The sequence below is a fragment of the Shewanella sp. 10N.261.52.F9 genome (assembly GCF_041471165.1).
Lineage (GTDB): Bacteria > Pseudomonadota > Gammaproteobacteria > Enterobacterales > Shewanellaceae > Shewanella > Shewanella marinintestina.
In genome coordinates, this window is record NZ_JBFRNX010000008.1 from 184,908 (window position 1) to 198,735 (window position 13,828).

Consider the following 13,828-nt stretch of genomic DNA (forward strand, 5'->3'; position numbering starts at 1 on the left):
GCAAGCAGCAAGAAACAACATCTGACACAAAAACAATACAAATTTAACCAAAAAAGCACTTTTAAACGTGTTTTTTTTATAATGGTTATAATTAAAAATATATTTTTTAAAGCCACGTATTTATAGAGTTATGCCAAATAAAGATAATCCATATTTAATATGGGAATAACTTATTAAGTGACCTACGCTTCAATTTTAAAAAGCAATTGAAAAAAAATAGTTTAAAAAATTGCGAATTGGTTATTATCGAAACAGATACTTACCACCAAAGAGGTATTTAATATGAGAGATATAAGTTTTAGTGACTTGGATTTATTATCCATTAATATTTTAGTTAATTTATATGAGAATAAGTCTGCAACTTTTGTCTCCCATAAACTAAATGTCCCAGCCCCCAAGATTAGTCGCTGCTTAAAACATGCTAGAGAAGTATTTGGTAACGAACTTTTTATACGTAAAAAGCATGGTTTAGTTCCTAATGAGTTCGCGGGAAAGATTTATCCAATTGCCAAAGAGATAATTGAGTGCTCTAAAAATTTACAAAAACTCAATGGAATGAATGAAAATACTCCGACACATCATTTTGAAATCGTTGCTCCAGATTTAATCTCTTACCCTTTCCCTAAAGTTCTGTTAAATGCGATCAAAAATGCGGGTAAAGATATTAGCTTTAATATCTCTTCATGGACAAAAAGTTCAATTCACGACATTACTAGTGGTGAGGTAGATCTTGGATTATGCTGTAGCAAAATGCTTGATAGCATTAAAGATACCGACGATTCGTTGAATGCGATTCCACTGAAAAAACTCAATAAGGTTTTTTTGGTTTGTCACCATGAACACCCAATTCTGAAAGAAGAGATTAACCTAGAGTCCATTGCCCGCTATCCATTTATTAATAGCAACATTGGTCAGTCTGAACTAGAACAAAGCCCATTCCAAGAGTTTTGCCAGACTCAACATATCAAACTAACAACCGAGATGAATCTAACTGGATTAACTGGATTATTTGAATATCTACGTTCAAGCCAAGGCGTTGCATTGTTGCCTTATAGCTCCATTTTTACCATGATAAATAACTGCCCAGATCTACATGCTTGTCGTCTATCAGACGTTGAATCTGAGCGCTTATATATGCATGTAAAAGAGCCGAATTTGTATTTGGTCTATAGCGATAACAACAGAGACCCTAATCTTCGTTGGCTATCTTCAGAGGTGAGAGGCTTAGTTGAACTGTTCTTACATTAAAGCAGTTTGGTTAAGATAATAAAAAAGAGTGTAAATACACTCTTTTTTTATTGAAGCTTGGCAACTTACTTAGCTGCGAGTTTTGATGTTTCGTAGCTTTCTTGAGCTATGGTGAGCTTTTCTTGTAACAGCTTAGATAACCCAATCGAAAAGTCGTTTTCATGAGACTGATGATATTGCAGGTAATAGCTGTAACTGGCAGATTCATCATTTGGGAACAATACCTGATCATAAAAATCAGTCACATCCAAATAATCTACGTCGCTGCGGTTATTCAAGTAAAGATAAGAGAAAATCGAGGCTGTCCAGCAAATATCTTCAGTCTTAGCAACGTGGTTAAGCGCCATCGCCAAACTCGTGGTTTTAAAGCTAACTTTAAGATCTAGAGATCGCTCCTTGGCATAAGTTTCACACCAGTGGTCAACTAAGCCAACCTTCGAGTAATTAATAAATACCAGCTTGTTTTTCAGTAGACATTCCATCGTAAGTTCTTGCTTGAAAAATGGATGATCTTTTTTGGCTGCTAAAAAGTAATACTGAACGTTGCCAACTTTAACATTTTTGACCGATTCAGATGGCTTTGAGTTCACACTTATCGCATAGTCAATTTTACCTTGAGCCAACAACTCCTGGACATTGTCGCTCCAAGGCTGAATGCTTACAGACATATCTAGCCCCTGTCTCTCACACATCTCTGTGATGGACTCTACTAGAAACTCCGATAGGTGTTCTTGGGCAGCAATAATCAGCTGGTTCTTATCTGGCATTTTAGCTGTTACATCAGCCATTTGCTCGTAAGCCTGCACAATTGCTCTTGCAATAGGATATAACTTATCTGCCATGAGATTTGGCTCAACGCCATACTGACGTCTAACAAACAGCTCATCGTGAATCACTTCTCGCATATTGCTTAAAGCTCGACTCACTTTAGGTTGGGTTGTATTGAGTTTTTGAGCTACAACCGAGCCATTTTTAAACTCAACTAAACCAATAAACACTTTGAGGGTAAAGTAATCTAACTTAGAAAGTTCCTTGCGCATCGGTATTTAACCTACAGCCTATCATTCTAATTAATATTGTATCCAAACTATAACACTGATAACTAAAATATTTTGCCACACAAATCACACCTAATACCCAAAAGTAGGTAGATACAGTCAAAAGACTGACGTAACAGCCTTAACTATGACTAATCCCCCTATTGTGCCAAGAAAACTCAAGCACGATCATACTCCTTTAGCTTAAAGCAAGTTAAACTAAGGGTATCAATGATATGGTAATTATCTATGCACACTGAACATACTGCAGAACTGAACCTACTTTGGGGAACGTTGATCTTAGAAGAACTGACTCGCTTAGGTGTTAAGCATGTCTGTATGGCGCCGGGATCACGTTCAACACCACTAACACTAGCGGCAGCCAAGCAAACAAAATTAAAGCAACATCTGCATTTTGATGAGCGCGGACTCGGTTTTATGGCATTAGGTTTGGCCAAAGCCAGCCAAGCTCCTGTAGCGATAATTACCACTTCAGGCACAGCGGTCGCCAATCTATACCCTGCAGTCGTTGAAGCATGGCTAACTCATGTTCCGCTAATCGTACTATCAGGTGACAGACCACCAGAGTTAATTGATTGTGGTGCTAATCAGGCCATTATTCAGCCTGGTATTTTTGCCCAGTATGCTAAGCAAATTAACTTACCAACACCTGATATGAATATCGCTCCACAAGCGCTATTAAGCCTGCTTGATGAAGCCGTTAGCAATCAATCACAACCCGTGCATATAAACTGTATGTACCGTGAACCGCTATACCCAAATGAACCGGTAGCGGATTTTTCACGTTACCTTGTACCGATTGAGCCTTGGCAAAGACAAACCGCACCTTATAGCCAATTTGCAATGATGAATGTAGGCCAATTACCAACGTCAGATGCCCTCGCACGCTTTGTTCATGGTAAAGGCGTTATCGTTGCGGCAACTTTAGCTCCAGAGCAGCATAGCGAAGCACTAATTCAGCTAGCACAAAAGCTTGGCTGGCCGATAGTCACTGATGCACAGTCGCAGCTTAGACAGCACCCCGGTGCCATTGGCAACATTGACCAATTATTGCATCAACCGAAATCTAAAGCTTTGTTAGCACAAGCCGAAAGAGTCATCGTATTTGGTGGCCGCATTCTATCTAAACGCCTTATTAGCTATTTAGAACAGCAAGATTGGAAAGATTACTGGCAAGTCTTACCACACCAGCAAAGGCTCGACCCTAGCCATAAACCAAAACAAGTTTGGCTAGCACCGGCTCATACTTTTGCTGCTTTGCCTTGGCCAAGATCGTCACAAGCGAATTGGGCTCTTAACTTAGTTCAACATAACGACGACCTAGAAACTCTGTATCAACAGCAGATTGATAATGCCGAGTTTGGCGAAGCACAAACGATCCGCGCTATAGCAACAAGGCAGACAAGCCAGCAGCAGCTATTTATTGGCAATAGCTTACCGGTGCGTCTCTATGACATGTTTGCACCTATTAGTAGCGATAGTGCTAAGGTTTTCACTAACCGAGGCGCGTCTGGTATCGACGGCCTATTAGCAACCGCTTGTGGTGTTGCCTGTGCAGAAGGTAAGCCTACCACACTAATTATTGGTGACATTTCAGCGCTACATGATCTCAACTCGCTGGCGATTGCTCGCGCGGTCACCAGCCCTTTAGTTATCGTCATTTTGAACAACGACGGCGGAAATATATTTAATCTATTACCTGTGCCTAATGAGCAATTACGCACCGACTATTACCGTCTGTCTCACGGCCTTGAATTTGGTTTTGGTGCCGCCATGTTTGGCCTTGCCTATAACCAGGTCGATTCAATTACCGACTTTATTGAATCTTATGAATATGCGATGACCTATTCAGGGCCATCAGTGATAGAGGTCAGCGTTGCGCAAAACCAAGCTAGCGATCAAATAGCGCAAATCGCTAGTTGGGTGAAGCAGCACTAATGCTTAGCTATTGCTGCTCAGGAAATGCCAATGCTCCAGCCGTGGTTTTTTTACACGGCTTCTTAGGCAGCAAAGACGATTGGAGTGAAATCATCTTGCAGCTAAAAGATGATTTTTACTGCATTAGTATCGACCTGCCTGGTCATGGCGATAACAAAGTAATCAGTGCATATGAGCTACCAACTCCTGGGTTTAACCGCTGCGCAGAGCTAGTCGCCGCAACGCTTTCATCGCTTAATATTTCCCAGTTTCACTTAGTCGGTTACTCATTAGGTGGCCGTATAGCACTGCATATTGCCAAGTTATACCCAGAGCAACTCCTAAGCTTAGTATTAGAGTCTTGCCATCCGGGACTAGAAAGCAAAGCTGATAAAATTGCACGTAAGCAAAACGATAGTGCTTGGGCGAATAAGCTTAGCACGCTGCCCATTAGTGAATTTTTGCAGCTTTGGTACCAACAAGCTGTGTTCAATAATTTAACGACTACCGAGCAACATGCATTAGTACTAAAGCGCAGCCATAATAATCCGTTAGTTCTAGCCAATTGCTACCAAGCTACGTCACTAGCTGAGCAAGGTAACCTCTGGAATATCCCAAGCCAGTTAAAAGTCGCAAGCCACTTTATAGCGGGTCACCAAGACAGTAAATTTATGGCGTTAGCTAAACGCTGGCAGGAGCAACAGCCGTTATCTTTACATTGTATTAATGCCAGCGGCCACAACGTACACTTAGCGGCGCCGCAGCCTTTTAGCAATAAATTGCGCATGCTTTTCACTTAGCTTATATTCGCTAACATTCATTACCTAGTATAACGATAATCAGGCAGGCCAATGACCACGACGCAGCAGCAAGTAACGCCATTAACTCTTACTCAAATAAGCCTGCATCAGTTTACTATCGATTTAGACAAACCATTACCGGTTGGCAAACAACGTATTGAGCAGCGTTTAGGGCTGGTGCTTAGCGCAATCGCAAGTAATAGCACAACGCAACAGCAAGCTTCAGTTGAGATCTCGCCGCTTTCAGGTCTAGATAATCAAGGCCAACCTCTAGCCGGTTTTAGTCACGAAACATTGGTTGAAGTGAGTGAGCAACTAATAGCCATGCTGCCGCAGTTACAGCAGCAATCGATTGACCAATTGTTAGATTTTGCCGAAAGCAGTAAGCTGCCGTCACTCTCATTTGGCCTAAGTCAGCTACACGCAAAACTTGTAGGCCAATTTGATGGTCACGCCATTACCCCGCGCACTATTCCACTCATTTATCGCCACAATGATGAGCCGCTAAGCGCAGTAAGCGAGCGCGTAGCTAGCCTAGCGAGTCACGTTTATGCGGTAAAAATAAAAGTCGCCCAAGACTCGCTTGAAGATGAAATTAAACTTATTCATCAAATTTTAGCAATTCGCCCAAATCTAAAGTTGCGCTTAGATGCCAATCGCGGCTTTAACCTAGAGCAAGCAATTGAGTTTGCCGCTTGCCTGCCGCTAGCGAGTATTGAGTATATTGAAGAGCCTTGCCAAAACCCTGACGACAATCAGGCTTTTTATCAGGCGATAGAGATGCCATGGGCACTAGATGAATCGTTAAATAGCCCAGACTACCAATTTACAATGCAAGCAGGCTTAACCGCGCTAATCATCAAACCTATGTTGCTTGGCAGCATAGAGAAACTGCAGCAATTAATCGATACCGCCACCGAGCACGGCGTGCGCTGTATCTTGAGTTCAAGCTTAGAAACAAGCCTTGGAATTGACGCATTAACTCGCTTAGCAACAATCATTACCCCTGATGAAATCCCTGGAGTTGATACGCTCGCAGCATTCAGTCAAGATTTAGTCGTAAGCTTTGCAAAGCCAACATGTTTGCAACTTGATGACTTAACCTTGTTAGCGAGTACAAACTGTAACCAGTAAATAATAACTGATTGATCAAACCTAAAAGGTCAACGGCACATTGATATGACGCTTAGTCGCTCGAATAAACACATCCTCTCGCCGCTTCATCAACAAGCATTAGCTCAAGGTGAGGCACCAGCCTACCGTTTTTCCGGTGCGGTAGTCAGCTACCGAACTTTAAGTCAGCAAGTTATCGGCTTAGCAGAGCAACTTAGCGAACTCGGGTTAAAACCTGGCGATCGTCTAGCGTGTATCAGTCATAACAACCCGCAGCTTTTGCAACTCTATTGGGCATGTGTTGACAGTGGGGTGTTATTTTGTCCGATTTCACCACGTTTTGCGCCGCAGCAAATCATTGAGCTTATTGTGACCCATCAGTATCAATACTGTTGGATGACCTCACAGCAGCAATCAGAGCTTAATCTAGCCCTTAAGGATCAACAATCATTCACCCGTGTGAATTTTGACTTTAATGCTCTTAGTGACTCAAAAGCCACTTTAGTTAATCCCAATATTGCGGTGAATGCGATACTCACCTCTGGCAGCAGCGGCACACCAAAGGCTGCAGCCCATAGCCTAGCGAATCATATAGCGAGCGCTTCAGGTTCAAAGGAATTAATAGAGCTTACAGCAAGCGATAGTTGGTTATTGTCATTGCCACTGTTTCATATAGGTGGTTTGGCAATACTAAATCGCTGCGCACTTGCTGGCGCCTGCGTGGCCTTTGAAGACAAAAATTTATCTCTAGCTAAGCAGCTTGTTCGAGATGAGGTCAGCCACCTATCCTTAGTCAGCGCCCAGTTACAACTGTTGCTCGTAACTAGCAATGACGAAAGTAAGATAGAAACTGGCGTTGACAACGACTGCCTAGCACAGGTTAAGGCTATGCTACTTGGTGGCGGCGCTATTTCTGCCAATCTATTGGCTGAATTAGCTAAACGCGACATTAACGCATATACCAGCTACGGCATGACCGAAATGGCATCACAGATCACCACAGGTATTGCTCTTGCCGACGGTTCTAGCGGCAAGTTGTTATCAGATAGAGAGCTAAAGATTATTGATGGCGAGATCTGGGTGAAAGGTAAGAGTCTGTTTTTAGGCTATCTAACCAAAGCAGGCTTTAACCTACCATTAGATAACGACGGCTGGTTCTACACCAAAGATTTAGGTCACTTTGACGCAAATGACAACCTCTGCATCGATGGTAGAGCTGACAACATGTTTATCAGCGGGGGGGAGAATATCCAACCTGAAGAGATAGAAGCAGCACTCAAGCTTCACGTTATGATTAGTGATGCCATCGTTTTTCCAGTGGCAGATGTAAAATTTGGCAACTTACCGGCAGCCATACTGAAGCTTAACGAGAGTAAGCTTGATAACTCTCGTTGCCGTATGCCTGACGAAGCAGAGTTAACTGAATTTCTTGCCAATAAGATCGCCCGCTTTAAAAGGCCAAGGCAATATTACCCTTGGCCCAAGGTTAGCAGTGCAGGGATTAAGGTTATCCGAAAACAGGTCATTGAAGCGGTTAAGAGTTAACGCCTAATTCTGTAACTATTTAAACGTAAATAAGCCCTATGTTTGAACCTAAAGACTATGGGTTGAGAACAAGCTTAAATACAATGCTCTTTTTTAGCATCGTAGGCCGCAGCAGCAATTTTAAGCTGTTGGATATCCGATGCGCACAAATATCTTCTTAACACCTCAAACTTTTCAACCGGCCAATCATAAATTTTAAGCTGTAATAGTTCATCGATAATAACGGGCTCAAAACGATACTTAACAAACTTGGCTGGTGAACCACCGACGACGCTGTACGGAGCTACATCTTTGGTCACAACACTATTGGCCGCGACTATCGCCCCTTCTCCAATAGTTACACCTGGCATTATCATCGCTCTCATTCCAAGCCAAGAGCCATCACCAATATAAGTATCCCCCTTACCGACATAGGCCTCATCAATGTAGTCCATAAAGGGATATAAGCAGAACCAATCGGCTCGATGAGTGTGGTTTCCCCCCATCAAGATGATGACTTCGGCACCGATACACACATAATCACCAATATGTAGCTTGTCGATTTCCCATCTTGGTTGCCAGTTACGACTGACTTCATCACCATGTAAATACCTGACTACCGACTCTTCGAATCCGTTATCCCAGCAATCACTGTAATAGCTATGCGTACCTTTAATTGAGATATTCGGGTTTGTTACTACTTCATGTAACAATTGAAATTTTGACCAATGTTTTTGTTGCATACTTGACCTCAAGCTAATGTTAAATATAAAAAATATTGAAATAACATTACGCTCGTCAGCGAACCCAAGGCTGCTTTAACAAAGGGATAAGTTGCATAATTACACTCTGCAATTTGAGAAAATAAATGATAGTACATAACACTCGGTAAAGGAGCGCGTAAAAGGTTGGTTCAGTGCATCTAACCATAGGTTATATACTGGCCTGCACTTTACTCATTTTCAGCCAAAAATCTTCTTGGCACTGATTTGTAAAACTTTTCTGATTGGGTGTAATACTCAAGCTATCTGGCTGAGCAATAATCTCATAACTAATCCAGCATTCAGAGCAAAGTGCATCGCTAACCAGTTCAGTATGATCAACTTCGGTTTGCTTTCTTAACGTTACACCATTTTCAAATCTTACAACTAATTCACGGCTTTCAATGAAAGTGTCATCATCTTCAATACAGCTGCCATGCTGTGTTGTTTCAAGCACTGATAAGCCAACAATATGCTCTTTTACAGCTAAAACATAAGTAAATAGATTATTCATGATATAGAGCTATTTCTCCCACCACATAGCTTGGAATGCGAAGCAAGTGCGTATGCCTAATATTACTCGTATGTGCCAAAAGTAAATCTATTAGTGCTAACAGATAAGTTTAGCTCCGCAGTTAATAGGCACTCTAGCAAATCACTCAGGGGAAAACGAGGATGAATAATTGACGATGTACGTAAGGTGTAAAGCTTTCATTTACATGCTGCTAGCGAAGACAATAAACCTAAAATGACGAATCTTGCATTTGTTCGAGACATAAATCTTCCAGACATAAAAAAACCTGCTAAATAAGCAGGTTTTAATTATCAAGCAAAATGGAGTTAAGCCTCCATACAGCCCTTAAGCTTGTTCATTGCATTCTTTTCCAGCTGCCTAATGCGTTCAGCCGACACTTGGTAAGTCGCCGCTAGGTCTTGCAATGTTGTTTTGTCTTCATCTAACCAACGCGCTTTAAGAATATGCTGGCTACGCTCATCAAGAGTCTTGATAGCAGATAGCAGGCGCGCTTGGTTATTCTGTTCCCAGTTGTCATTTTCAACTTGGGACGCTAAATCTGAAGAGTGATCCTCAAGATAATGCATAGGAGCATAATCGTGTTCATCATCGTTATCACTAGCCAGATCAAATGCAGGATCTTGCGCCGCCATACGTGATTCCATCTCGGTGACATCGGCTTTTGATACACCTAAACTATCAGCCACCATGCCTACTTCGCTGTCACTAAACCAACCTAGGCGCTTTTTAGCTTTACGTAGATTAAAGAACAGTTTGCGCTGAGCTTTAGTGGTCGCCACTTTTACGATGCGCCAGTTTTTAAGCACATACTCGTGGATCTCTGCTTTAATCCAATGTACGGCAAACGATACCAAGCGAACACCCACATCAGGGTCGAAACGCTTAACCGCTTTCATCAGGCCGATATTACCTTCTTGAATTAAGTCTGCTTGCGGTAGACCGTAGCCAGAGTAACCTTTTGCAACATGTACCACAAAACGTAGATGCGACATAATCAACTGCTTCGCAGCTTGTAGATCACCCGTTTCTTGCAGACGCTTCGCTAGCTCATATTCTTTATCAGCTTCCAACATTGGGATGTTGTGTGCTGAATGAACATAAGACTCGAGGCTGCCGCTACTTTGGGGAACCATTAGTGCCATTGATTGCGTTTGATCTGTCATTTACGCTCCTGCTACTTCTTACAAATGTCTTGCTAAAATCTACTTGCTGACCATTCATTACTGAAATGGACAGTGAACTATCGACTAAATGACAAAATATGTCAACCATCGTAGTTATCTAATATGTATCGATTCGCACTAAGCCAAACTAAAGCTAGCGGCATATTGCTGCCAACAAAATATTACACCTAGTGATAGGCAACGCAAATGAAACAAAGTTCATCTTTTAACCTATCAATGGTTGGCAAGCTTAACTTGTTATTATGACGGTTCTATTGCCCTTAGGTGCTGGCGTACTGAAAGGTATGAGCCTAGCCAACCTAAGAAAGATGCCAGCAATACAAGCTGCCCTAACTCAGCAACACTTAGCGATTCCATATGCAAAGTGCTACCGTATAGGCCTAATAATTCAGCTAAAGCAGAATCTAAATACCAAACCAATAAGTTAATAATCACCCAAGCTAAGAAGCCACCTATCACGCCATACCAGATCCCAGTATAAAGAAACGGGCGCTGAATAAAGGCTTCAGTAGCCCCGACTAACTTCATGACTTCAATTTCTGTACGACGATTCATAATTGCTAAACGAATCGTATTACCTATGACCAGCACTACCGCTAATACCAGTAAGGCCGCGATAGCCATTACAGTGCGTTCCAGCAGCTTAACCACAGCTTGCAATCGCTCTAACCATTCAATATCTAAACGGCCAAAGCTGACTTCGGGTTCTTGCTCAAGCTTACGTAATAATTCACGTGCACCGGTCGGGCTTGAGTATTTAACACTTGGAGTCACCATCACTACAGCAGGCAACGGATTGGAATCCAAATAAGATAATGCTTCACCAAAGCCAGATAAGCTTTGGAACTCTTCTAAAGCTTGATCGCGATTAATATAAGTTACATCGCTAATTTCTGGATAAACCTTTAACCGAGTGATTAAGCTTTGAATGACGGTTTCACTGCGCCCTTCGTCAATAAATAGCGAAATCTCTGCCGCGCTATTCCAAGACTCTGTAATGGTTTCAGCATTTTTAACCAATACCTGTAGCGCAGCTGGTAAACTTAAGCTAACGCCCAATACAGCCATAGTCATAATTGATGACACAGGGTTGCGCCATAGCTCACCCATACTTGCCATGGCATGCTGTACGTGACGAATAAAGAACATCACAATACGGCCTGACAACGGTAACTTGCTACGGTTTATCTGAGGTTTTTTACTCATGACTATTCTCAGTTACTGCCAAAGTGATTTAGGTCATTAAGCTCTTCGGCACCCAATACACGACCTTGTTTAAGAGTTAAGGTGCGGTATTTCATACGCGCTATCAAGCCTAAGTCGTGGGTGGCAATAAGCACTGTAGTACCCGCATCGTTAAAGGTTTCAAACAAGCGTAAGATATCCATCGATAACTTTGGATCTAAATTACCTGTTGGCTCATCAGCTAGCAGTAAAGGAGGCTTATTAACAATTGCGCGAGCAATGCCTACACGTTGCTGCTCACCGCCGGATAACATAATAGGGTTATGGCGCTCTTTACCATACAAACCAACCATGTCTAATGCACCCGCGACTCGTTTACGGATCTCACCAATAGAGAAACCTTCAATCATTAACGGTAAAGCGACATTATCGAATACGCTCTTATTCATTAACAGGTGATGGTTTTGAAAAATCATACCAATATCACGACGCAAGTAGGGCACCTGCGAGCGACTCACCTTAGCGATATCATGGCCATTAATAGATACACGACCACCGTTGGCACGTTCAATCACGGTGATCAACTTGAGCAGTGTACTTTTACCCGCACCAGAATGACCGGTTAAAAAGGCCATTTCCCCGCGCTTTATATGAAAACTCACATCCGATAAGGCTTTTTGCCCGCCGGGATAGACTTTACTTACCTGCTCAAATCGAATCATTAATAAGATTTCTTGTTAGTTAGTATTAATAAAAGCACCCCGCAGGGTGCTTATTTTTAGCTATCTTAAGTTAACGCTTAATCTATAAGCTAACGTTATTTCGCGTCTTTGTCGTCTTTTGTTTGGCTAAAAAGAGCTTCGATAAAGTCTTTCGCATTAAAGGTTCGTAGGTCATCAATCTGCTCACCCACACCAATATGACGAATTGGAATACCAAACTTATCAGCAATCGCGAAGATCACGCCACCTTTAGCCGTACCATCAAGCTTACTGATAGTAATACCGGTAACACCAACAGCCTCTTGAAAAAGCTGCGCTTGGCTAATGGCATTCTGCCCAGTACTTGCGTCAAGGGTTAGCATCACCTCATGCGGCGCTGACTCATCTTGCTTTTTCATTACGCGAACCACTTTCTTAAGCTCGTCCATTAGGTGAGCTTTGTTCTGTAAACGACCTGCGGTATCGGCAATCAATACATCAACATTACGCGCACGTGCCGCTTGCAATGCATCAAACAAAACAGACGCACTATCGGCTCCTGTATGCTGGGCAATAACGGGGATGTCGTTACGTTGACCCCAAACTTGTAACTGCTCAACCGCTGCAGCACGGAACGTATCACCTGCAGCCAGCATCACAGACTTACCTTCTGCTTGATATTGCTTAGCAAGTTTACCAATCGTGGTAGTTTTACCCACCCCGTTAACACCAACCATTAGGATCACGAATGGACCATCAGCGTTTTCAGGAATAAGAGGTACAGATACAGGATCGAGTGTCTTTTGCATCTCTTCACGTAATAGCTCGTACAGGGCTTCGCCGTCTTTAAGCTGCTTACGACTTGCTTGCTCAGTTAAGTTTTTAATTAAGCGTGTGGTTGTTTCAACACCCACATCGGCAATTAATAGCTGCTCTTCAAGCTCTTCAAAAAGATCGTCATCGATCTTTTTGCCGCTAAATAAGCCAATAAAACCGCTACCAATACTTTCACTGGTACGTTTTAAGCCGCGCTTTAGACGGGCAAATAAACCTTCTTTAACAGGTTTTGCTTGTGGCTCAGGCTGCTCCTCGGCTACTTGTTGCTCTGCCAGTTGCTGCGCAGCTAACTCTTCAGCAGCCACTCTTTCTGACTCAAGGCGTTCAGCTTCAATTCTTTGGGCTTCGGCTTGTTCAGCGGCAACTCTTTCTAATTCAACACGCTCAGCTTCAAGACGAGCAGCCTCGATGCGAGCAGCTTCCGCCGCTTGCTCTGCTGCGATTCTTTGCGCTTCAGCTTGCTCAGCGGCAACTCTTTCAGACTCAAGGCGCTCAGCTTCAATACGAGCGGCCTCGATACGCTCAGCTTCAGCCGCTTGCTCTGCTGCGATTCTTTGCGCTTCAGCCTGCTCAGCAGCAACTCTGATACTCTCAGCTTGCTCTGCTAAAATTCGGGCTTCAGTTTCAGCTGCTTGTTCTGCTGCAACTCTTTGCGCTTCAGCTTGCTCAGCGGCAGCTCTTTGAACTTGAGCTTGCACAGCTTCAACACGAGCAGTCTCGATACGCTCAGCTTCAGCCGCTTGCTCTGCAGCAACTCTTTGCGCCTCAACTTGTTCGGCGGCAACTTTTTCTGATTCAAGACGCTCAACTTCAAGGCGAGCAGCCTCGATTCGAGCTGCTTCAGCTGCTTGTTCTGCAGCAACTCTTTGCGCTTCAACCTGTTCAGCAGCGACTCTTTCTGATTCAAGACGCTCAACTTCAAGGCGAGCAGCCTCGATTCGAGCAGCTTCAGCAGCTTGCTCTGC

12 protein-coding genes are annotated in these 13,828 nt (G+C 42.9%); 5 read left to right on the plus strand and 7 right to left on the minus strand.

Going from position 1 to position 13,828, the window contains the following annotated elements:
- Positions 1 to 282: 282 nt before the first annotated feature.
- Positions 283 to 1,248 (plus strand): LysR substrate-binding domain-containing protein, encoded by a 966-nt coding sequence (locus AB4298_RS06645; protein ID WP_249000723.1) that lies wholly within the window; start codon positions 283 to 285, stop codon positions 1,246 to 1,248.
- A gap of 65 nt (positions 1,249 to 1,313) precedes the next feature.
- Here AB4298_RS06645 and AB4298_RS06650 read toward each other — a convergent pair whose 3' ends face one another.
- Positions 1,314 to 2,288: a LysR family transcriptional regulator gene (locus AB4298_RS06650; RefSeq protein WP_371986124.1), complete on the minus strand. Its 975-nt coding sequence runs from the start codon at positions 2,286 to 2,288 to the stop codon at positions 1,314 to 1,316.
- Between the two features lie 246 nt (positions 2,289 to 2,534).
- On the opposite strand from AB4298_RS06650, the gene menD reads away from it, so the two are divergent.
- The 4 genes from menD to menE are packed head-to-tail and all read left to right on the plus strand — an operon-like array spanning position 2,535 to position 7,681.
- On the plus strand, positions 2,535 to 4,244 hold the full coding sequence (gene menD / locus AB4298_RS06655; protein ID WP_371986126.1) for a 2-succinyl-5-enolpyruvyl-6-hydroxy-3-cyclohexene-1-carboxylic-acid synthase: 1,710 nt from the start codon (positions 2,535 to 2,537) through the stop codon (positions 4,242 to 4,244).
- Positions 4,244 to 5,023 carry a 2-succinyl-6-hydroxy-2,4-cyclohexadiene-1-carboxylate synthase gene (menH, locus tag AB4298_RS06660; protein ID WP_371986128.1) on the plus strand — a complete coding sequence of 260 codons (780 nt, stop codon included), beginning with the start codon at positions 4,244 to 4,246 and terminating at the stop codon, positions 5,021 to 5,023. Before menD ends, menH begins: the two co-directional genes overlap by 1 nt.
- Positions 5,024 to 5,074: 51 nt before the next feature.
- Positions 5,075 to 6,157 (plus strand): o-succinylbenzoate synthase, encoded by a 1,083-nt coding sequence (gene menC / locus AB4298_RS06665; RefSeq protein WP_371986130.1) that lies wholly within the window; start codon positions 5,075 to 5,077, stop codon positions 6,155 to 6,157.
- A gap of 45 nt (positions 6,158 to 6,202) precedes the next feature.
- A complete protein-coding gene (menE, locus tag AB4298_RS06670; protein WP_371986132.1) occupies positions 6,203 to 7,681 on the plus strand; it encodes an o-succinylbenzoate--CoA ligase in 1,479 nt (492 codons plus the stop codon).
- 74 nt (positions 7,682 to 7,755) lie between these two features.
- On the opposite strand, the gene AB4298_RS06675 is transcribed toward menE, so the two are convergent.
- The 6 genes from AB4298_RS06675 to ftsY all read right to left on the minus strand — a co-directional run.
- Positions 7,756 to 8,403, minus strand: a complete 648-nt coding sequence (locus tag AB4298_RS06675) for a CatB-related O-acetyltransferase (RefSeq protein ID WP_371986134.1) — start codon at positions 8,401 to 8,403, stop codon at positions 7,756 to 7,758.
- Between the two features lie 190 nt (positions 8,404 to 8,593).
- Complete coding sequence (locus tag AB4298_RS06680) at positions 8,594 to 8,935, minus strand: hypothetical protein (protein ID WP_371986135.1); 342 nt, start codon at positions 8,933 to 8,935, stop codon at positions 8,594 to 8,596.
- 326 nt (positions 8,936 to 9,261) lie between these two features.
- Positions 9,262 to 10,119: an RNA polymerase sigma factor RpoH gene (rpoH, locus tag AB4298_RS06685; protein ID WP_249000731.1), complete on the minus strand. Its 858-nt coding sequence runs from the start codon at positions 10,117 to 10,119 to the stop codon at positions 9,262 to 9,264.
- A gap of 261 nt (positions 10,120 to 10,380) precedes the next feature.
- A complete protein-coding gene (gene ftsX / locus AB4298_RS06690; protein WP_249000732.1) occupies positions 10,381 to 11,346 on the minus strand; it encodes a permease-like cell division protein FtsX in 966 nt (321 codons plus the stop codon).
- Between the two features lie 8 nt (positions 11,347 to 11,354).
- Positions 11,355 to 12,047, minus strand: a complete 693-nt coding sequence (ftsE, locus tag AB4298_RS06695) for a cell division ATP-binding protein FtsE (RefSeq protein ID WP_249000733.1) — start codon at positions 12,045 to 12,047, stop codon at positions 11,355 to 11,357.
- A gap of 95 nt (positions 12,048 to 12,142) precedes the next feature.
- Positions 12,143 to 13,828, minus strand: a 1,686-nt coding sequence (ftsY, locus tag AB4298_RS06700) for a signal recognition particle-docking protein FtsY (RefSeq protein ID WP_371986136.1), incomplete at its 5' end; no start/stop codon positions are given.

Coding starts and splice junctions, on each gene's coding strand:
- AB4298_RS06645 (WP_249000723.1), top strand. CDS start 283: ATGAGAGATATAAGTTTTAGTGACTTGGATTTATTATCCATTAATATT.
- AB4298_RS06650 (WP_371986124.1), bottom strand. CDS start 2,288: ATGCGCAAGGAACTTTCTAAGTTAGATTACTTTACCCTCAAAGTGTTT.
- menD (WP_371986126.1), top strand. CDS start 2,535: ATGCACACTGAACATACTGCAGAACTGAACCTACTTTGGGGAACGTTG.
- menH (WP_371986128.1), top strand. CDS start 4,244: ATGCTTAGCTATTGCTGCTCAGGAAATGCCAATGCTCCAGCCGTGGTT.
- menC (WP_371986130.1), top strand. CDS start 5,075: ATGACCACGACGCAGCAGCAAGTAACGCCATTAACTCTTACTCAAATA.
- menE (WP_371986132.1), top strand. CDS start 6,203: ATGACGCTTAGTCGCTCGAATAAACACATCCTCTCGCCGCTTCATCAA.
- AB4298_RS06675 (WP_371986134.1), bottom strand. CDS start 8,403: ATGCAACAAAAACATTGGTCAAAATTTCAATTGTTACATGAAGTAGTA.
- AB4298_RS06680 (WP_371986135.1), bottom strand. CDS start 8,935: ATGAATAATCTATTTACTTATGTTTTAGCTGTAAAAGAGCATATTGTT.
- rpoH (WP_249000731.1), bottom strand. CDS start 10,119: ATGACAGATCAAACGCAATCAATGGCACTAATGGTTCCCCAAAGTAGC.
- ftsX (WP_249000732.1), bottom strand. CDS start 11,346: ATGAGTAAAAAACCTCAGATAAACCGTAGCAAGTTACCGTTGTCAGGC.
- ftsE (WP_249000733.1), bottom strand. CDS start 12,047: ATGATTCGATTTGAGCAGGTAAGTAAAGTCTATCCCGGCGGGCAAAAA.